Raw genomic sequence first — 19,611 nt, 5'->3', positions numbered from 1 at the left:
TCAGAGTGGCTGAATTATTTGCACACACCAAATCCCAACCCGCAAATATTTCGTGGCATCGATCTCCGCCCTACGGCTTCGAAATTTGCTCCGTCGATGGCTTGAAAAGCTCCAGATTCTGGCTCTTCCACACCATGGCGGAGTGAATCCGGTTGTAGCCGCTCGGATGGTCATAAAAGAGGAATTCCTCGATAGGGCCGGGACGCATTTTGCGGTATTCGCCCAAATGGATCGCCGCCTGTGCGAACCCATCAGGCTGGCGCGACGCGTTCAAGCCAAACATGTCCGCTTCCTTCTCCTGCATGCGAACGAAGGAATTGTTAATCGGCGTCAGCACGAACATCAGAATCGAAACCATCAGCATGACCAGGGGCACAACTGCCGGATCGCTCACCGAACTAATCTGCCAGCGCTCACCCCAGCGGCTAAGCGCCCACTTGATTCCCCAGAATAGATACGCGAACGACAGCACGATCAGGATCAGAAAAAACATCAGGATCTTGGATATGTGATTCATCACGTAGTGGCCCATCTCATGACCCATGACGGCCTGGATCTCTTCCGGCGAGCCCCGCTGAATCAGGTTGTCATTCAGTGTGATGCGCATCGTGTTGCCGAATCCGCTCACGTTGGCACTCATGCGCGTAGTCTGCCTGCTTGCATCAATCTGCCAGACATCGTTGGTGGGAATTCCATTGGCATGAGCCATGCGCAGAATCGGCGCTGTAATCTTGGGATCTTCGAGTTTCTTGGGCGAGTTGAAAATGGGCTGAAGGAACACTGGCCCGATGGCGATCAGGATCGTCATCAGGCACATCGTTGCGGCGGCGCCCCAGATCCACCATGAGTTCGGAAATCTGCGCACGATGGCAAACAGGATCAACATCGCGATGGAAGCGATGACCAGCGAGACCAACAATTCCTTGAATTCGTCGCCCATCCACGGCCCGAAGCTCTGCGTCGCCAGCCCATACTTGTGCTCGCGTGCGTAGTTCTCGTAGTACTCCAGCGGAAAACCGAGAACAGTGTCGGCAAGGACAAACAGAATGGCGTACGGCAACGGTTGCAGCCACCGGTAGCGCGTGACACGCACCGCCATGTCGCGCATGCGAGCCGACCAGAGAAGGTTGAGCAGCAAAAGCGAGACTGCAACGCCGTATAGGAAATCCCAGAGAATGAGCCAGTAGCCGCCTTCAAAATAAGCATTGGAACGTGCCACGGCCGCCGGCGGCATCATACCCATGTAGGCTTCCGTAGCCGCATCCGTATCAAATTGCGGCGACGCCTGGGCCGCGGCAGGAACCTTGGTGATATCCACGGTAGGCTGAATGGCAGGCTGCGCCGATGCTGAAAGCGCAGCACCTGCGATCAGGGCGAAAGCGAGAATCTTCTTAGAGAAATCGAACATGCGAGACCTTCCTTACGTGATCTCGGCGCGTGCGAGGCAGGGCACGATCGAGTTATCCGCTGGATACTTTACCGCTTTACGCAACCTCTTCGATGATGGTTCCATTTGACCCGTTATATCCTTAACGAAGAGCACAGGTCCGCGGTTAACGCGCGGCCCGATCAGTCAGGACCCTGAAAAACACCATGAGCACGCAAAACATTGCCGTACATCTGCCCGACGGAAGCATACGCGAAGTGCCCGCAGGCACGACGCCCTTTGACATCGCCAACTCGATTTCGCCGCGCCTGGCCGCCGCATCGGTGGTGGCCCGGTTGTCCCCCGTGACCAGTTCGACCGCGGCAAGCGCGTCTGCGCCTGGCGACTCAGAAGCTGCCATGTACACCGCCGAGGACGCTTCGACCACGCGGCTGGTAGACCTCTCCACCCCGCTGAATGCCGACACAAAGCTCGAGCTGGTCAAGGAGAATGATCCCGAGGCGCTGAAAGTCGTCCGCCACTCGGCTGCGCATGTGCTGGCTACGGCGGTACTTGAGTTGTTTCCGGAGACGAAGCTGGGCCATGGTCCCGCCACCGATGCAGGCTTCTTCTATGACTTCTACCGGGATAAGCCTTTCACGCCGGATGACCTCGCAGCGATCGAAAAGAAGATGGCAGAGGTGGTCGCGCGCGATGAGAAGTTCGTGCGCGAGTATGAACCGCGTGAGCAGGCGCTGGCGGAATTTGAAAAAGACGGCGACTTCATGAAGACCCACTTCGTGACCAAGTTCACTGAGCCCGGTTCGCAAGTAAGTTTCTACCGCAACGGCAAGTTCGTGGACTTCTGCCGCGGACCCCATGTGCCTTCAACAGGTCGAGTGAAAGCCGTGAAGGTGACTACACTGGCCGGCGCCTACTGGCTCGGCGACGAGAAGAATCCCCAGTTGCAGCGTGTCTACGGCACAGCATTCTTCTCCCAGAAGGAAATGGATGCGCATTTCGCGCGGCTTGAAGAAGCAGCCAAGCGCGACCATCGCGTCCTTGGCAAGCAGCTTGACCTGTTCAGCATTCAGGAACTCGCAGGGCCCGGCCTCGTCTTCTGGCATCCCAAGGGCGGCATCGTCCGCAAGGTGATGGAAGACTGGATGCGCGAAGAGTGCCTGCGCCGTGGCTATCAGATGGTTTTCACGCCGCATGTGATGCGCCGCGAACTGTGGAAGGTCAGTGGCCACGAAGGCTACTACTCCGGCAACATGTACACGCCGATGGAACTTGATGACGCGGAGTACCGTCTCAAGCCGATGAACTGCCCCGGCCACATTCTGATCTACAAAAATTCCCCGAAAAGCTATCGCGACCTGCCGCAGCGCTACGCAGAGCTAGGCAATGTCTATCGTTACGAGCGCTCCGGCACCATGCACGGCCTTCTGCGCGTGCGCGGCTTTACGCAGGACGATGCGCACATCTTCTGCATGCCCAGCCAGATCGAAAGCGAAGTTGAAGCGTGCATCGACTTTGCCAAGGCGGTACTCGAGACGTTTGGCTTTAACGAATTTAGAGTCGAGCTTTCCACCTGGGATCCAAACGATCGCAAAAGTTACACGGGCTCGGATGAGAACTGGAATCTCGCCATTGGCTCGCTCGACCGGGTGCTGAAGGCGAAGGGAATTCCGTTCAAGACGATCCCCGGCGAAGCAGCCTTCTACGGACCGAAGATCGATATCAAGCTCGTGGATGTCCTGGGACGGCTCTGGCAGTTATCGACGGTGCAATTCGATTTCACCCTTCCGGCGCGCTTCGAACTCGAATACGTTGGCGAAGACGGCGAGCGCCATCAGCCGGTGATGGTGCATCGCGCTCTCTTCGGTTCCGTTGAAAGATTCTTTGGCGTGCTGATCGAACATTACGCCGGAGCGTTCCCGCTATGGCTTTCGCCGGTGCAGATTGGCCTCGTGCCCATCAGCGAGCGGCACGCTGGGTACGCGGCAAAAGTCGAAGCGGAACTGAAGGCCGCAGGCTTCCGGGTCGAGACAGATATTCGCAACGAGAAGATGAACTCAAAAATTCGTGACCTAGCCAACCAGAAGGTTCCTTACATCCTCGTCTTCGGCGACAAGGAAGAGGGCGCAGGCACAGTTAGCGTGCGCACTCGCGGCAAAGGCGACCAGGGTTCGATTCCGTTGGCAGATTTTATCGCAAAAGCCAAAGCGCTGAAGGAGAGCAAGTCGACGGATCTGTGAAACACTGCGTGCGTTGCCTGCGTCCGTCCAAAGGATTTCAAGCGGGTAATTTCGACCTATCACGGGGAGTGGAGGAATTCAAAAACGGCACGCGGATTGTCGAGCAGGCCCCAAAGTAGTCCTCGCGGGTACTGCCAAATCGTCGCGGGCAGCCAATCATGGCTGCCCGTTTTTGCTGTGGCTTTCTGGAAAACTTCGCAAAACTTCGCAGGACTGCGCTGAGTGGATCGCAAAATTCATACTTGACATTGTCAGACAATTCACTACCATATGGTTGTGGATAGTTTGGGTACGACATTTGCGGCGTTGTCTGATCCCACCCGTAGGGCGATGATCGAACGACTCTCCCATGGGCCTGCCTCCGTGCATGGGTTGACGGAACCGTTTTCACTTTCGCAGCAGATGATTTCAAAACATATTGCCTATCTGGTTCGGGCACGGATTGTGATGAAGACAAAACGTGGACGAGAGAGCGTGTGCACGCTTAGGCCGGAGTCGATAAAGAAAGTTAGCGACTGGGCGATTAGCTATCGCCGATTCTGGGAAGAGAGTTTCGACAAGCTGGATGCGGTTGTAAATCAAATGAAAAAGGCGGAGGTCAGAGATGACAAAAAGCACGGTTAACGAGACAGAGCGGATGGTTATCACAAGAGTTTTTGATGCTCCACGCGAGCTGGTTTGGAAAGCGTGGACAGACCCGAAGTATGTGATGCAATGGTGGGGGCCGAAGGGTTTTACTTCGCCATTTTGCGAGATTGATTTTCGTGAGGGAGGAAAATTTCGCTGCTGCATGAGAATGCCCGATGGTCAGGAGTTCTGGAATGCTGGCGAATACCACGAGATCGTTCTGCACGAGAAGATCGTTTCCTCCATGTATTTTTCCGACTCGAAAGGAAACAAGATTGAGCCTGAGCAATTAGGAATAGAACATGAAGCCATAGAAGGTGCGTACGACGTGACCATTTTTGAGGATCTCGGAAACGGCCAGACGAAACTCACCTTCATTGGAAATGAACCTATGGAGAGCGCAAAGAACAGCGGTCAACTCGAGGGCTGGAACCAGATACTCGATAAGGTTGCCGCGGTTGTTGCAGACTTAGTGCAGGCGAAGTAAGGAGTTGAAGTTTTCACGGTCGTCATGCGCGATAAAGCTAAGGGTGGCGGGAGGCAGCTTGGTACTGGCTTCTCGTCACCTGCCCGGCCCCGAAAAGGGAGGGACCGCGGCCCCCTAAGCACTCGGTTATCTTCTTGGTCGCTGTTTTTCCGATATTGATCGAACAATCAACTTGCCACGACCCTTTGTGAGGAAGGGAGGATCAGCCTGAGCCTCGGCGGCACTAAGCAATTCTCGAACTTCTGGGCGGCTTAAAGTGGCTTTGCCAGCGAGTCTCACGAATCGATTCTGATTTCCGCTGCCTTCCAAGATATTATGCGGATCAGGCAACGTGGCACCGTGGTAGAAGCTGAGACCTATCCCCTTGGAGTTTGCCGCAAGCGAGACTACACAATCGGAGGGCCGTTCTGTGGTGCAATAGCCGATCACGAAAAAGTTATAGTTGTCATACACGAGTTCGTTTGCCGTCGGGAACCGCTTGCGCATTGCGGATCTACATTCGCGAATCGACTTCCCAATGGCAGGCTCAAATTTAGCGACAAAGCCTTCTAGCTGTTGTTCCGGGGTCTCCGACATGCATTGCATGTTACGGCTCTCTTAGATCCCGTTCAAGACAATTGACTACCCATGACATCAATACGCAATTTGCAAACTCCAACATAGGCCGCAAATAGGATCGTGCCTGCATTGCGATGGACAACCAGTCAGGCCAAGCTGGACCAGTCAAGAACAACCTTACCCGTTTCGCCGGAGATCATGGCGGCGAAGCCTTTTTCAAAGTCGCTGTATGAATAGCGGTGCGTGATCACCGGTGAGATGTCGAGGCCCGAGTCCAGCATTACCGACATCTTATACCAGGTCTCATACATTTCGCGGCCATAGATTCCCTTGATTGTGATCATGTTGAAGATCACCGGGCGCCAGTCCATGGGAATGCTCTTCGACGGGATGCCGAGCGCCGCAATCTTGCCGCCGTGGCTCATGTTGGCGATCATGTCGTTCAATGCCTGCGGATTACCCGACATCTCCAGGCCTACGTCGAATCCCTCCGTCATCTTGAGCTTCTTTTGCACTTCGCCGAGCGGGGTTTCCATAGGATTGACGGCAAGCGTGGCTCCCATCTTTCGCGCAAGATCGAGACGGAAAGGATTGAGATCGGTGATGACCACGTGGCGGGCTCCAGCGTGTCGCACGACGGGGATTGCCATGATACCAATGGGACCGGCCCCGGTGATCAGCACGTCTTCTCCCAGCACCGGGAACGACAGCGCAGTGTGAACGGCGTTGCCGAAAGGATCGAAGATCGATGCGACTTCGAGATTGACACCGGGATGATGACGCCAGATGTTCGTCATCGGCAGCGCGATAAATTCGGCATAAGCACCGGGCCGATTCACGCCAACACCCTGCGTCGATACGCAAAGATGGCGGCGTCCGGCGAGGCAGTTGCGGCAACGGCCGCAAACTACGTGGCCTTCGCCGCTGACGATGTCTCCGGGGAAGAAGTCATTGACGTTGGAACCTACGGCAACAATTTTGCCGACAAACTCATGGCCGATGGCCATAGGCACCGGGATGGTTTTTTGTGCCCATTCGTCCCAGTTGTAAATGTGGACGTCGGTCCCGCAGATGCCGGTGTAGAGCACCCGAATGAGGACATCGTTAATGCCCATTGCCGGTTCCGGGATGTCTTCCAACCACAGTCCGCGCTCCGCACGCGATTTGACCAACGCCTTCATTCAGGACCTCCCCGTACAAACCATTCCGTTGAAAGTGTAATGGTTTTGAGCGGGTTGGGATTCATCAGGCGGAATGAGTCAAAACTCCGGGAAATGAAAGGCAGCGTTCGCTGGAAGGGTTATTTACGATTCATCTTTGCGGAATCGAAGAGCGAATCGGCCGGATCGTTCGAAACGCTGGCGGATTGCCCCTCAGCGAGCCGAGCCTGAGCGAGCTCTTTCTGGCGCGGCGTCATCACGCCCGACAGCTGCTTGAGGACTCGTGCCGCGGATGAGTCTCCAGCGCTGGCTGCGCGGCTGTACCAGAGGTACGCGGTCACATAGTCGAGTGGCACTCCACGGCCAACGTAGTACATCGTGGCAAGATTGTACTGACCGCGAACGACACCATGTTTCGCTGCTTCGGCGTAGAAAGCCGCCGCCTGGCGATAATCTTTGTCGACTCCAAGGCCTTCCTGGTACATCACGCCAAGGTTATTGTCGGCTTCGGCAAGACCTTGCGCAGCTGCCTTCCGATACCAGTACAGCGCCTGTTCGTAGTCATGATCTAGTCCGATGCCATGATGATAAAACGAACCCAGGTTGTTCTGGGCGACAGCGTTCCCCAGATCCGCCGCAATGCGATACCACTTCGCTGATTCGGCATCGTCGTGCGGCACGCCGCGACCGTTGTGGTAAAAACTGCCGAGTGTACATTGCGCGACCGCGTCACCCTGTAACGCCGCAGCTTGATACCAGCGGGCTGCCTCAGCGAGATTGACGGGAACAGCTTTTCCTTTCTCGTAGAAGTAAGCGAGCCTCTCCTCGGCGGGTGCGTAACCCTGGAGCGCGGAAGCGTGAAGCAGTTCGTATGCCTTCGCATCTTGCTGCGGAACGCCCAGCCCGTCTTCGTAGAGCACGCCGAGATTGAATTGAGAAGGTGCGTAGCCCCTCGAGGCTGCCATTGAATACCAACGGGCGGCTTCTTCGTAGTTGATTTCTACGCCCTTGCCGAAGGTGTAAGCGAATGCAAGATTGTTCTCGCCGAGAAGATCTCCGGCCTCAGCAGCTCGCCGAGTCTCCTCAATCGTCTGGGTCAGCGGAGCATTGCGATCCTGGATGAGGACTCGGCGTGATGCTGATGGGGAGGAATCGGACGCCGAGACCGTAACTTGCCCCCACGACACAACCGCCATAAGAAACAATGAAATAAAAGCACTTGAAGCTATGAGGGCAGTTTTCATTTGCATCCACTCCGCGATTCACTGGAATGGAAGATATTAACTCTATTTACAGTATTTTCCCAAAGAATTCACATTCCTTTAATGACAGCGGGATCACAAAAGCAATTTCAGTCCAACCCGCTTCATCTTTTGCCTGGAATGGCGAGCTCACGATTTACGCGTTGATCGCCATGCCCTCGACTGCCGCATAAGCATCCAGCATCGCCTCAGAAATTGTCGGGTGAGCATGAATGGTGAACATTAGCTCATCAACCGTGCCTTCCAGTTCCATCACGGCCACCGCTTCGGCGATGAGCTCAGTGGCTTGCGGACCGATAATGTGCACGCCCAGAATTTCTCCGTATTTGGCGTCCGCAACGATCTTCACGAATCCGTCGTGACTGCCGACAATGGTGGCCTTGGAGTTCCCTGCAAAAGGAAACTTGCCGACTTTGATCTCAAGGCCTTTCTCTTTAGCCTGCGCTTCCGTCAACCCCACTGAGCCGATCTGCGGGTCGGAATAGGTGCAGGCGGGAACGCGCTCGCGACGAACTCCGCGATAGGGACGACCGGCAATCTTCGTGACCGCGACGATGCCGCTCATCGATCCCGAGTGCGCCAACTGCGGCAAGCCTGCCACAATGTCGCCGATGGCATAAATGCCGGGCTCCGCGGTCTCCTGCGCTTCGCCAACCTTTACGAAGCCGCGATCGAGCTCGATTTTCGTCTTGTCGATGCCCACGTCGGCGATGCGCGGGGCACGACCCACCGCAACCAGCACCTTCTCCGCTTCCTTCTCTACAATCTTACCGTTCGCTCCAGTCCAGGTCACCTTGACGCCAGTATCTGTCTTCTCGATCTTTTCGACTTTGGCGCCCGCGTTGATATCGATGCCACGCTTTTTGAAGACGCGGGTGAGCTCTTTCGAAATCTCTTCGTCTTCGGGGGGCATCAAGCGCGGCAGAAACTCGACCAGCGTGACCTCGGTGCCAAAGCTGTTGAAGATAGAGCTGAACTCGACGCCCACGGCACCGGCTCCGATAACAATCAGCGATTTCGGCACCTGCGGAACCGCAAGCATTTCGATGTTGGTGAGGATGCGGTCATCGGGCTTGAGCCCGAAGATGGTCTTGGCGTCTGAGCCAGTCGCGAGGATAAGATTCTTCGCCTTCAATTCGCTCTTCGCGCCATCGGGACCAGTCAGATCCACGGTGTGCACGCCGTCTTTTGCCCCGCCCGTCAGGCGACCATAACCAGAGATCACCGTCACCTTGTTCTTTTTCATCAGGAAGACAAGACCCTTGGTGTGCTTGTCAACGATGGAAGTCTTGCGCTTCTGCACTGCATCCCAGTTCAGAGTGCGGCCGTCGACGTTGTCGATGCCATAGTCGGCAGCGTGCTTCAGATGATCCCAGAGTTCGGCGTTGAACAAGAGAGACTTCGTCGGAATGCAGCCGACGTGAAGGCACGTTCCACCCAGAACATTGGCGGACTCGATAAGGGCGACCTTGAGCCCTAGTTGGCCTGCACGAATGGCTGCCGTGTAGCCCGCAGGCCCGCTGCCGATGATTGCCACGTCATAGATTGTGTCTGCCAAAGGGAACTCCATTCTCGCGTGTTCATTCCTGATGATGAGCAGCGCATTGCACTGTTCAGTTTAATGCTTGCACTTGATCGGATGTGGAAGGCCGTTTATCGGTGCGCCTGCACGAGTTGGAAGGCAGCGCGTTCCGTTTGGAAGTCATCGCCGAATCGTTCAAGCCAGTGCACGTCGGGCTCGCGACGAAACCACGTAAGCTGGCGCTTCGCATAGTTGCGATGGCCCTGCTGCGCTTCGGCGATCGCTACTTTTTCGCTCACGCCCTTGATCAGAACAGACACAGCCTGCCGGTATCCCAGCGAATCCAGCGCCTTGATGGGCCCATAACAAGCCAGCAGCGCTCGCGTTTCCTGCACTAGACCATCCGCAAACATCCGCGCGCAACGCAAATTCAGTCGTTCATACAGCAAAGCGCGCGGCGGATTCAGCCCGATGCGGAGCAAACGAAATCCCACAAGCGGATCGCGCGCCAGAACCTGCGACATGGGCTGGCGCGATGCAATGCATACCTCGATGGCGCGAATCAGTTTCGGCTCGTCGTTGGCATGAATGCGCTCAGCCGTCTTGGGATCGAGCCGCCTGAGCAGGCGATGCAGCCATGCGGTGCCACGGCGCCCGGCACTACGGCGAAGTCGTTGGCGCAGTTCTTCCTGTCGCGACGGGCCCGCAAAGAGACCTTCCGTCAGCGCGCGAAGATAGAGGCCTGTTCCACCAGTAACGATGGGAATCCTTTGTCGGGTGGCAATTTCGCTCAAAGCGACGCGAGCGCGACGGCTGTAATCACCTGCGGTGAAAGGCTCATTGGGATCTGCAACATCGATCAGGTGATGCGGGATCCTGGCGCGCTCTCCAGCGGTCGGTTTGGCGGTACCGAGGTCCATTCCACGATAGACAGCGACCGAGTCGCAACTGACGATCTCGCCGCTAAAGCGTTCCGCTAGAGCGAGTGAGAGCGCGGTTTTGCCGCTGCCGGTAGGCCCGAGTATGAGCACTGCTAGTGAGTCGTTGGGCCGCGAAGAACTCACGGACGCCACCATCCGCTCGGAAATATCCACGCGGGATTCGTGTGAAACAGCCACCAGGTCGCGATAGCCGCAGCCACAATCAACAAACCAAACGCCTGGTTGCGCCTGAACGCGTGCCGTTGCCGTTCGCGTCGCTCGTCCTCGGCAAACTGTTGCTGATGCGGCTTGATGCGGCGTTCGACCATGCTTGTAATTCTCTGCGGTGACTGCGATTCGCGCACCGATTCACCACGCCTCAGTATAGGCATAGAGATGGAGCGATGACTTTGACCGTTTGACTTCACCCCCCTCAATTGCTGACCATAGCCTTTCGAGCTTCGGCGGGACCGAAGCCGCACGAGGCACGAATATGAAAGTCTTGATCCTTGGTTCTGGCGGGCGCGAACATGCGCTGGCATGGGCAGTAAAGCGCAGCCAGCGTGTCACAGAAGTTGTGTGCGCACCCGGCAACGGCGGCATTGCGCAGGTGGCTCGCTGCGTTCCAGTCGATCTAAAGGATGTTGCCGCCATGGTGCGCCTTGCCGAGGTGGAGCAGCCTAGCCTCACCATCGTCGGTCCCGAATTGCCATTGTCGCTGGGCGTTGTCGATGCCTTTCGCGAGCGCGGGTACCGTATCTTTGGGCCAACACGCGATGCAGCACGGCTGGAGTCGAGCAAGGCGTTCGCCAAGCAGTTCATGAAGCGCCACCAGATTCCCACCGCGAACTACGCTGTCTGCACCAGTCCAAAAGAAGTAGAAGAATCCATCAAGCACTTTCACGCGCCTATTGTCGTCAAGGCCGACGGTCTGGCTGCCGGCAAAGGTGTCATCATCTGTCCCACGCGGCATTTTGCTGTTGAAACTGCGCAGGGTCTCTTCAACGGCGAGCTGCTCGGTTCGGTCGAACACCAGGTGGTCATCGAAGAATTCCTCGAAGGTGAGGAACTCAGCTTTCTCTGTCTCACCGATGGTCTGCATGTAGCGCCGCTGGTTCCCGCGCAGGATCACAAGCGGATAGGCGAAGGAGATACAGGTCCGAACACCGGCGGAATGGGTGTTTACTCCACCAGCCAGATGCTTGAGCCGACGATGACCGAGTGGATCCTGCACCACATCGCCGAGCCGACCGTGCGCGGGATGGCGGAAGAGGGAATGCCGTTTACGGGCGTGCTCTACTGCGGCTTGATGATGACGGCACGCGGGCCGGAGGTGCTGGAGTACAACGCAAGGTTCGGCGATCCGGAGACGCAGGCGATTTTGGTGCGTCTTGAGTCGGATCTTGTGGATGCTCTCGAGGCCTGCATCGACGGCCGACTCGCCGAGACAGAAATGCAGTGGAGTTCGAGCGCGTCAGCCTGCGTGGTGACAAGTTCTTCCGGATATCCCGGAAGCTATAAGACGGGACTACCCATCAGCGGGCTAAGCAATGCAGCAAAGGTCCCCGAGGTAGAGATTTTTCATTCCGGCACAACCCGCGTGGCAAACCAGCTCGTCACCAGCGGTGGCCGCGTGCTGGGTGCAACCGCAAGTGGCGACTCCCTTGAAGAAGCGCTGACCCGAGCCTACGAGGCGCTGTCCCAGATCCACTTCGAAGGCATGTACTATCGCCACGACATTGGGCACAGGGCTTTGAAGCAAGAGCGGCGTTAATGTCGCTCCTGCCACGCTCAAGCCAAGTATCGAGCGATATCAGTTCTGAGCATACCGTCAGCCCGGACCCGGATTGGTGGGTGTGGATGGCGTGTTGGGTGTGATGGGTGCGACCGGCGCGCCCTTGGCCTGCTTCTGAAAGCAAGCGCGACATAGTACCGGCCTGCCCTGCGTAGGCTTGAACGGCACTGTCGTCTCCAGGCCGCATGCTGAACAGGTTGTTCGAGTCTCAGAGCGCACTCGTCCCCCGCTCGCGCGCTTCGCCTTGCATTGCTTGCAGTGCTTCGGGTCGTTCTTAAACTGTTTATCGTGGAAAAACAGTTGTTCACCCGCGGTGAACACGAATTCTGCGCCGCAATCGGTGCACTTCAATACTCTGTCGACGAATTCCATGACCGGCTTCCTCAAAAGCAGGGACTACGATCGAAATCGGCCATGAACTTGAGAGCTTGCCGTTCCCGTTTCCCTGTCTTTGAACGTCCTTGAAACAACAAGGGCCCGGGCCGCCACAAATGGAGCGGCTATATCGCAGCGTGTCTCCCATCGCGGGAGACTGAATTATTTCGCGCCTTATAAAACTCTGCATTCAGCGCAACTTGGAATTTGCAATCGCGATGTGCCGTCCAATGGTCTTGATATATGGCCAGCCTCACCCGGGGGGAGAGCGAGTATAGCCTGAACGGCACATTCCGCAATGTCTGTTAACTGACCTAATCTTGCTCTTTACGAGCCTTCTTGCGATTCCGCTTGCGTGCCAATGCTGCTTTCACGCGGCGCTTTTCACCGGGTTTCAGATAGTAGGAATGACGCTTAACTTCCTTGATGATGTCTTCCTGCTGTACCTTCCGCTTAAACCGGCGCAGCGCGTTCTCAAGCGGCTCGCCTTCTTGTAAGCGAACCTCTGCCAAAAAATCCCACCTCCAAACCCGCCAATCGGCAATAACCATGATACCGGAAGTGGCTGTAGTCAGCCAATTTAGTTAAGACATCCACCTTCAAGACATCAACTTGCACGGCTGCAAGGATATCCATGCAAGAAATTTGTCCCCAAAGATTCCGCTGATGCGCAGGTTCTTTGTCCTTAAATGAGGTCTGCTCGCCTCGCTTACACTGGTCTCCGGAGGAATTCGAAAAAACATGATTCGCCGCTACCAGGGCCTGCTGCCCACCATCCCAGACAGCTGCTATGTGGACGTCTCCGCCCAGCTACTCGGCGACGTCAAGCTGGGAGAGAACTCCTCTGTCTGGATGAACGCCGTCCTCCGCGGTGACGTTAACTCCATCCGCGTCGGCTCGAACTCCAACGTCCAGGATTGTTCCGTTCTGCACGGCCAACGGCATCTTTACTCTGTAACCGTTGGCGACTGGGTGACGATCGGCCACAACGCCACGGTCCACGGCTGTGTCGTTGAGGATGCGGTGCTCATCGGGATGGGCGTCACGATCCTGAATGACTGCCGTATCGGCGAGGGTTCCATCATCGCCGCCGGTGCGGTGCTGCCGGAACATACCGTGGTTCCGGCGCGAACTCTCTGGGCCGGAGTGCCAGGCAAACAGCGTCGCGAACTTGGGGACGAGGATCGGAAGCTGATCCTGCAGTACGCGCAAAACTATCTCGACTACACGAAGATCTATCTCGCGGAAGCGGAAAAGTAAGTCAAGAATGAAGTTTCGTTCATCTGACCTGGCGCGCACGGTGAATTAGCATCAAAAAGACCCGTGAACAACACTAGCAAGACCTCGCCGCCTTACTCCCGCTGCATCTGCTCGATCATCCTTGCGATATCTGCCTGTACAGTCAGCCATGCACAGACATGGCCGCCAGCCTCGGTCCCGAACGCACCGCAGCCACAACTCGAAGCAGAAGTGACCCTTCGCGCAACTCCGCTGAATATCTTGAAGGACGAAGGTGCCATCTGGTCCAGCCCCGCGCGCATTCGTGAAAAGGATTTTGGCTACCTGCTTCCACTTGGCCTCGCAGTGGCGGGCGCCGTCACAACCGATCATCAGGCGATGTACGACGTTGTCTCGCACAATGCGAGTTTCAACAACACCAACACGAATGCCTCCAATTTCCTCGTCAGCCCCTTCATTGCAGCGCCGGCGGTTATGTTTGCGGCCGGACATTTCACCGGCAACGATCATGCACGCGAAACCGGCATCCTCGGCGGAGAAGCCATTCTCGACAGCCTCGTAGTCGAGCAGGGAATGAAATTCATCTTCTGGCGGGAGCGACCTACCCTCGACAACGCCAAGGGCAAGTTTTTCCAAACCAACGTAGGATGGGATTCTTCGTTTCCCTCTTCCCATAGCATGATTGCCTGGTCCAGCGCTGCTGTGCTCGCAGAGGAATATCCTTCGCGGCTAAACCAGCTCGGAATCTATACCCTGGCCACCGGCGTCAGCCTGACCCGGGTACTGGGACAACAGCATTTTCCTTCAGACGTCCTGGTTGGCAGCGCCTTCGGCTGGATGATTGGCCACTTCGTCTACAAGATGCACCACCGCTGGCACGAACCGATCTCGCGATAAATCAATTAGAGCGCTCACCGGCACCGCATTTCTGTTCTATCCGTTCGTCACCTTCTCCTTGACAATCTACATATCGCACTTTATAGGTAGATTGTCTAGGAGAGACACTGGCAATGACCCCTCTCGAAAAAGCAGACCTGCTGCAAGGCACACTCGACCTACTCATCCTTAAGGTCGTCGCTCTTGGTCCCGTCCACGGTTACGGCATCTCGCAGCGTATCCAACAGATTTCAGACGCCGTTCTGCAGGTGCAGCAGGGCTCGCTGTACCCAGCTCTCCACCGTTTGGAGAAGCGCGGATGGCTTGAAGCCGACTGGGGCGAATCGGACAAAGGTCGTCAGGCAAAGTTCTATCGGCTCTCGGCGGAAGGCAGCAAACAACTGGCCGCCGAAGAAGAAACCTGGAACCGGCTGTCGCGAGCCGTCACTCTGATTCTGGATACGGCACGGTAGGTCTACACAACGGTAGGTCTACACGAAGGAGGCCACGATGATCCGCTGGAGACGTTCCCCTCGAAAGCCAGTTCCGGAAGATGCGGTGGATCAGGAGATTGGCTTCCACATCGCCGAGTTGACGGATGGTTATGTCGCCCAGGGTATGTCGCCTGAAGAGGCCCACCGGCGCGCAATGCTCGAATTCGGCGGGCACGAACAAGTAAAGCAGCAGGTACGGGAAGTACACATTTCCCACGCTCTTGAGAGCCTATTATTCAATCTGAAAGCCGCGATTCGCTTCCTGTGCAAATCGCCCTCGTTTTCTATCATCGTCATTCTCACGCTCGCGCTTGGCATCGGCGCCAATAGCGCGGTGTTTTCTGCTATCGATGCCATCATTCTTCGACCGCTGCCATTTCCGAACAGCAACCAGTTGGTTGCGCTTGATCAGCGAGACTACAAAGGCCGCGATGCCAACAAGGCCGTAGCGCCAGTGCGGCTGGAAGATTGGAACCGATTGAACTCTACGTTCCAGGCCATCAGCGGGTACTATTTCGACGACCTCTCTGAGACCTCCGGTTCATTGCCGGAAAAAGTCACGGAATGCCTCGTAGCTCCGCGTTTTATCGAGGTGATGGGAGTGTCGCCCGCGCTGGGCCGCGGGTTCACACCGCAGGAGGAGCATTGGGGTGGTCCAAACGCTGCAATCATTAGCTACCGCTATTGGCAGCGGCGGTTTCACGGCGATCCCGGCGTGGTCGGACAAAAACTTCACGTCGGAGGTTACTCCTACCCTGTTATCGGAGTAATGCCAGCATCTTTCCAGTTTCCCGATCAGGACGCCGACCTGTGGACCCGAGTGCCCCCGATGCACCCTTTGCGCAACGCCGCGATGCTACATGGTTCACGGTTGTTGGCCGTATGAAGCCTGACGTCACAGTGCAGCAGGCCACCGCTGATCTGCTGACTCTGCAGACGCAGCTAGGCAAACAGTTCCCCAAGCCAGATGCCGAACTCACTGTCCAGACGCAGACCCTGAAAGAGGTGATTGTCGGGGATGCGCGCGGTTCTCTCTGGCTGCTTTACGGATCGGTGACGCTGCTGCTGCTGATCGCATGCTCAAACATCGCGGCATTATTGTTGGCCCGCACGACGGAGCGCGAGCATGAGATCTCAGTTCGCTTCTCGCTGGGCGCATCGCGGCTATCGATCGTCTTCCAGCTTTTGAGTGAAGTCTTTGCACTGGCGCTGTTTGGATCACTCGCCGGGCTATTGATTGCCGCAGCCTCCGCGCGTGGTTTCCACCTGCTGGCCAAGACACTACCGCGTGCCGAAGAGATTGGCCTGGATTGGCGGATTGTTGCTTATACCCTTGCTGCCGCGATGGGCACAACCTTGCTTTGCGGTCTGTTTCCCGCCCTGCGCGGAACGCGCCGCTCGCTGGCAAGCACCCTGGCTGCGGGAAGCCGCACCCAGATCTCCACGCGCGGTACTCTTCAATGGCTGCTGGTCGGAATGCAGATCACGCTGGCTGTCACACTGCTGATCGGCGCAGGCCTGCTCTTGCGCAGTTTTCAGCAGCTCTCTCGGGTCTATCCCGGATTCGATCCCAGCCACGTGCTTACTTTCCAGGTCAGCGGCTCCTGGGGTGAAACCACCGAGATGAAGAATGTGATCCAGCGTATCGATCGCACTCTCGATAGCCTGCGGGCGATGCCGGGCGTAGAGGCAGCTTCGACAGCAGCGATGCTTCCCGGAGTCCTGTCGAAATATCAACTTGAATACAAAATCGACGGCAAGCTCGATTCCGCACATCCAATTCTTGCGGACACTCGCACCGTGTCGGTGGGCTACTTCGACACCATGCGGATCGCGTTGCTGGCCGGCGAACCCTGCAGGCAGGCTTTGAATACAAGCGATGTGATGGTCAATCGCGCATTCGCTGACAAGTACATGGGCAACGCCATGCCGGTGGGCCATCGGCTCTCCGGTGCGGTCTATAACGATTTCCTTCCCAACGGGATGATACGCGGGATTGTGGGAGATGCCCGCGAACAGGGCTTGAATACGCAAGCGGTGCCAACGGTGTATTCGTGCTTTAACGCACCGAATCCTTTTCCGAACTACCTGGTACGCACCCAGGGCGAACCAATGGCGATGGTAGAAAGTATCCGCCGCAAAATTCACGAGATTGAGCCGTCGCGATCCGTCTATGCTTTTGCGCCGCTGCAGGATCATCTGGATGATGCATCGTCTGAGAATCGGTTGCGCACGATGCTCCTGACGATCTTTGCGTCGACAGCTATTTTGCTGGCTTGCATCGGACTCTACGGCACGTTGAGCTATCTCGGTCGTCTGCGGCAGCGCGAAGTTGGCGTTCGCCTCGCACTTGGTGCAATGCGCAACCAGATTGTTGCGCAATTTGTATTCCAGGGCGTGCGTGTGGCAACAATCGGGTCCGCAGCAGGACTCGCGCTGGGACTAGGGATGACACATTTCATTGGCTCAATGCTCTACGGCGTCTCGACACTCGATCCAGTTACCTACGCAAGCGTTATCTGCCTGATGCTGGCGGTTGCGGCTTGTGCCTCTCTGGTTCCTGCGCTGCGTGCATCCCGTGTGGAGCCTGTGCAAGTGCTGCGGCAAGAATGAAAGCAGTTGAGGAACTGCAGTTCACACCGGCAGAGGGTTCCGTTCGGTGAACTGGCGCTGATGCCAATAGGGATAGATGGGCGTCACCGCGCTGGCTTTATCGAGAGTTGCGATCTGCCCGGCAGTCAAATTCCATCCGGCGGCATCGAGGTTCTGGCGCAGTTGCTCTTCGTTGCGCGCGCCGATAATGACGGAGGACACAGTAGGCCGCCGCAGAAGCCAGTTGAGAGCGATCTGCGGAACTGTCTTGCCGGTTTCCTTCGCAACTTCATCCAGCGCATCGACGACTTTGTAGAGATATTCGTCTGCGACTTGCGGCCCCATCTCTGCAGTTTTGTGCAGGCGGCTGACTTCGGGCAGCGGCTGGTTGCGGCGGATCTTGCCAGTGAGTCTTCCCCACCCCAGCGGACTCCAGACCAGCGCGCCGACTTTCTGATCAAGGCCGAGCGGCATCAGTTCCCACTCGTATTCGCGACCGATAAGCGAGTAGTAGACCTGGTGAGCGACAAAACGTGTCCAGCCATAGCGGTCGGCAACGTCGAGGGACTTCATGAGGTGCCAGCCGGAGAAATTGGACGCGGCAATGTAGCGCACTTTGCCAGCGCGTACAAAAGTGTTCAGCGTGTCCTGTACTTCTTCAATAGGCGTGGACGCGTCGAATCCGTGCAGGTGATAGATGTCGACGTAGTCAGTGCCGAGGCGTCGAAGGCTCGCTTCCAGCGCGCGCGTCAGGTGATAGCGCGAGGAACCGATGTCGTTGGGCCTGTCTCCCAACCGGAAAGTCGCTTTGGTGGAGATGAGTGCGCGATCACGCTTGCCGGCGAGCGCTTTGCCGAGCACCTCTTCCGAGCGGCCGTCGGAGTAAATATTCGCCGTGTCGAACAGGTTCACCCCGGATTCAAAGCAGATGTCGATGAGGCGGGTCGCTTCGGCGACGTCAGTTTCGCCCCATGCCTTGAAGAATTCATTGCCACCGCCAAAAGTGCCGGTGCCAAAACTGAGTACGGGAACTTTGAGGCCAGAGCCTCCGAGAAATCGATATTCCATGACGGTTGGATTACCGCACTATCCGCGAGGATGCAACCGTTAGATCAGTTCGAGCGTGCTCAGACGAAAGACGCTCTTACGGTCAGTGCTTTGCTCCCCCAGTGGAGTCGCTCTGATGGAAAAATTTGCGATTGATATCTGGCCAGAATTCCTTCACGACAAAGGAGGCCGCATCGATCCCGATATCGAGAGCCCACTCGGTGCCGGTGTTGCTGAAGTTCCGCTCGCGGCTTGGATAGTAGAGGCTCGAGAGACCGGAGGAAGCACCGGAACCAACGACTTCGCTGAAGTTGAACGTATTATTACCTGAGTCGGTCCGCGTAATCACAGCGCGGCTCACCGCATAGCCTGTTCGTTTGAACAGGCCGCCGTGCCCGAGCGTGTAGTAGCGGTTGTCTTCATGCGTGAGAGAAGGGACGATGAATTCGACCATATAGTTCTCGCTAGTCTGGTCGAGCGCGGAATGCCAGAAGTAGCGGCCGTAGCCTACCGCTCCCTGGCCAAACTCCGGTGTCGCCTTCCTGGCCATTGAAACACCTGCCAGCATCGCCGGAATAAAGACCGACGAATAGTCAAAGGAGTCGTCCGTGGCGGTCAGAAACTTCTCCTTCACCGTCATCGGCGGCAGCTTTTCGTCGGTGCTTACAGACCGGAAATTCGGAATCAGTCCCATGATCCGCTTTGTCTGTGGGTCGCGCGTGGGAACCGGATTCTGATGGATGGGCTTCTTGAGGGTGTCCGCGGGCTTTTGCGTATCGGTGGTTTGCTGATCCAGCACGTCGATTGGATCTGCGGGAAAACTTGAGGACCATAGCTGCGCGTCCGGGGCGTCGGGCAACGCTGCTGCAGCTGTCGGAGCGGCCTGAGGCACAGCAACCGATTGTGCCGGCGCAGAAGCTCTACAAAGTACGAGGAAAAACAAAAAAACGCCCGAAAATAGATAGCTTGAGTGCCTCAAAATGGGGAATCTCCTGGTCTGTTCGTCGCGATCGAAACCACGAAAGGATGT

The 19,611-nt window shown here is 56.7% G+C and carries 19 protein-coding genes; 9 read left to right on the top strand and 10 right to left on the bottom strand.

Going from position 1 to position 19,611, the window contains the following annotated elements:
- Window positions 1-70: 70 nt before the first annotated feature.
- A complete protein-coding gene (locus tag P8935_RS03995; protein WP_348263726.1) occupies window positions 71-1,408 on the bottom strand; it encodes a M48 family metallopeptidase in 1,338 nt (445 codons plus the stop codon).
- Between the two features lie 185 nt (window positions 1,409-1,593).
- Here P8935_RS03995 and thrS point away from each other — a divergent pair, with 185 nt between their 5' ends.
- The 3 genes from thrS (at window position 1,594) to P8935_RS03980 (ending at window position 4,741) form a co-directional block, all read left to right on the top strand.
- A complete protein-coding gene (thrS, locus tag P8935_RS03990) occupies window positions 1,594-3,627 on the top strand; it encodes a threonine--tRNA ligase (protein WP_348263725.1) in 2,034 nt (677 codons plus the stop codon).
- A gap of 270 nt (window positions 3,628-3,897) precedes the next feature.
- On the top strand, window positions 3,898-4,251 hold the full coding sequence (locus P8935_RS03985) for a metalloregulator ArsR/SmtB family transcription factor (RefSeq protein ID WP_348263724.1): 354 nt from the start codon (window positions 3,898-3,900) through the stop codon (window positions 4,249-4,251).
- Entirely contained in the window at window positions 4,232-4,741 is a 510-nt protein-coding gene (locus P8935_RS03980) for an SRPBCC domain-containing protein (RefSeq protein ID WP_348263723.1), read from the top strand. Before P8935_RS03985 ends, P8935_RS03980 begins: the two co-directional genes overlap by 20 nt.
- Before the next feature lie 704 nt (window positions 4,742-5,445).
- Here P8935_RS03980 and tdh read toward each other — a convergent pair.
- The 5 genes from tdh to P8935_RS03955 all read right to left on the bottom strand — a co-directional run bounded on the left by tdh (window position 5,446) and on the right by P8935_RS03955 (window position 10,492).
- Window positions 5,446-6,480, bottom strand: a complete 1,035-nt coding sequence (gene tdh, locus P8935_RS03975) for an L-threonine 3-dehydrogenase (RefSeq protein ID WP_348263722.1) — start codon at window positions 6,478-6,480, stop codon at window positions 5,446-5,448.
- Window positions 6,481-6,599: 119 nt separating this feature from the next.
- Window positions 6,600-7,703: an SEL1-like repeat protein gene (locus P8935_RS03970; protein ID WP_348263721.1), complete on the bottom strand. Its 1,104-nt coding sequence runs from the start codon at window positions 7,701-7,703 to the stop codon at window positions 6,600-6,602.
- Between the two features lie 154 nt (window positions 7,704-7,857).
- Window positions 7,858-9,279, bottom strand: a complete 1,422-nt coding sequence (lpdA, locus tag P8935_RS03965; protein WP_348263720.1) for a dihydrolipoyl dehydrogenase — start codon at window positions 9,277-9,279, stop codon at window positions 7,858-7,860.
- A gap of 95 nt (window positions 9,280-9,374) precedes the next feature.
- The gene (gene miaA / locus P8935_RS03960) at window positions 9,375-10,307 is read right to left on the bottom strand and encodes a tRNA (adenosine(37)-N6)-dimethylallyltransferase MiaA (protein ID WP_348263719.1); all 933 of its coding nucleotides are present in this window, start codon (window positions 10,305-10,307) and stop codon (window positions 9,375-9,377) included.
- Window positions 10,304-10,492: a hypothetical protein gene (locus P8935_RS03955; RefSeq protein WP_348263718.1), complete on the bottom strand. Its 189-nt coding sequence runs from the start codon at window positions 10,490-10,492 to the stop codon at window positions 10,304-10,306. The genes miaA and P8935_RS03955 overlap by 4 nt, the downstream gene beginning before the upstream one ends.
- Window positions 10,493-10,656: 164 nt before the next feature.
- Here P8935_RS03955 and purD point away from each other — a divergent pair, with 164 nt between their 5' ends.
- Window positions 10,657-11,937 carry a phosphoribosylamine--glycine ligase gene (gene purD, locus P8935_RS03950; protein WP_348263717.1) on the top strand — a complete coding sequence of 427 codons (1,281 nt, stop codon included), beginning with the start codon at window positions 10,657-10,659 and terminating at the stop codon, window positions 11,935-11,937.
- A 57-nt stretch (window positions 11,938-11,994) separates the two neighbouring features.
- On the opposite strand, the gene P8935_RS03945 is transcribed toward purD, so the two are convergent.
- The gene (locus tag P8935_RS03945; protein ID WP_348263716.1) at window positions 11,995-12,330 is read right to left on the bottom strand and encodes a zinc-ribbon domain containing protein; all 336 of its coding nucleotides are present in this window, start codon (window positions 12,328-12,330) and stop codon (window positions 11,995-11,997) included.
- 317 nt (window positions 12,331-12,647) lie between these two features.
- A complete protein-coding gene (gene rpsU, locus P8935_RS03940; RefSeq protein ID WP_109489384.1) occupies window positions 12,648-12,845 on the bottom strand; it encodes a 30S ribosomal protein S21 in 198 nt (65 codons plus the stop codon).
- A gap of 229 nt (window positions 12,846-13,074) precedes the next feature.
- On the opposite strand from rpsU, the gene P8935_RS03935 reads away from it, so the two are divergent.
- The 5 genes from P8935_RS03935 to P8935_RS03915 all read left to right on the top strand — a co-directional run bounded on the left by P8935_RS03935 (window position 13,075) and on the right by P8935_RS03915 (window position 17,555).
- Complete coding sequence (locus P8935_RS03935; protein WP_348263715.1) at window positions 13,075-13,593, top strand: gamma carbonic anhydrase family protein; 519 nt, start codon at window positions 13,075-13,077, stop codon at window positions 13,591-13,593.
- Between the two features lie 63 nt (window positions 13,594-13,656).
- Window positions 13,657-14,469 (top strand): phosphatase PAP2 family protein, encoded by an 813-nt coding sequence (locus tag P8935_RS03930; protein WP_348263714.1) that lies wholly within the window; start codon window positions 13,657-13,659, stop codon window positions 14,467-14,469.
- A 113-nt stretch (window positions 14,470-14,582) separates the two neighbouring features.
- The gene (locus P8935_RS03925) at window positions 14,583-14,921 is read left to right on the top strand and encodes a PadR family transcriptional regulator (RefSeq protein ID WP_348263713.1); all 339 of its coding nucleotides are present in this window, start codon (window positions 14,583-14,585) and stop codon (window positions 14,919-14,921) included.
- A gap of 37 nt (window positions 14,922-14,958) precedes the next feature.
- The gene (locus tag P8935_RS03920) at window positions 14,959-15,828 is read left to right on the top strand and encodes an ABC transporter permease (RefSeq protein WP_348263712.1); all 870 of its coding nucleotides are present in this window, start codon (window positions 14,959-14,961) and stop codon (window positions 15,826-15,828) included.
- Entirely contained in the window at window positions 15,753-17,555 is a 1,803-nt protein-coding gene (locus tag P8935_RS03915) for an FtsX-like permease family protein (protein ID WP_348263711.1), read from the top strand. Before P8935_RS03920 ends, P8935_RS03915 begins: the two co-directional genes overlap by 76 nt.
- A gap of 21 nt (window positions 17,556-17,576) precedes the next feature.
- Here the strand turns inward: P8935_RS03915 and P8935_RS03910 are convergent, their stop codons facing one another.
- Window positions 17,577-18,602 (bottom strand): aldo/keto reductase, encoded by a 1,026-nt coding sequence (locus P8935_RS03910; protein WP_348263710.1) that lies wholly within the window; start codon window positions 18,600-18,602, stop codon window positions 17,577-17,579.
- A gap of 82 nt (window positions 18,603-18,684) precedes the next feature.
- Complete coding sequence (locus tag P8935_RS03905; RefSeq protein WP_348263709.1) at window positions 18,685-19,440, bottom strand: hypothetical protein; 756 nt, start codon at window positions 19,438-19,440, stop codon at window positions 18,685-18,687.
- Between the last annotated feature and the right edge of the window lie 171 nt (window positions 19,441-19,611).

The sequence above is a fragment of the Telmatobacter sp. DSM 110680 genome, from assembly GCF_039994875.1.
Lineage (GTDB): Bacteria > Acidobacteriota > Terriglobia > Terriglobales > Acidobacteriaceae > Telmatobacter.
This window is presented reverse-complemented; position numbering and strand designations above follow the sequence as displayed.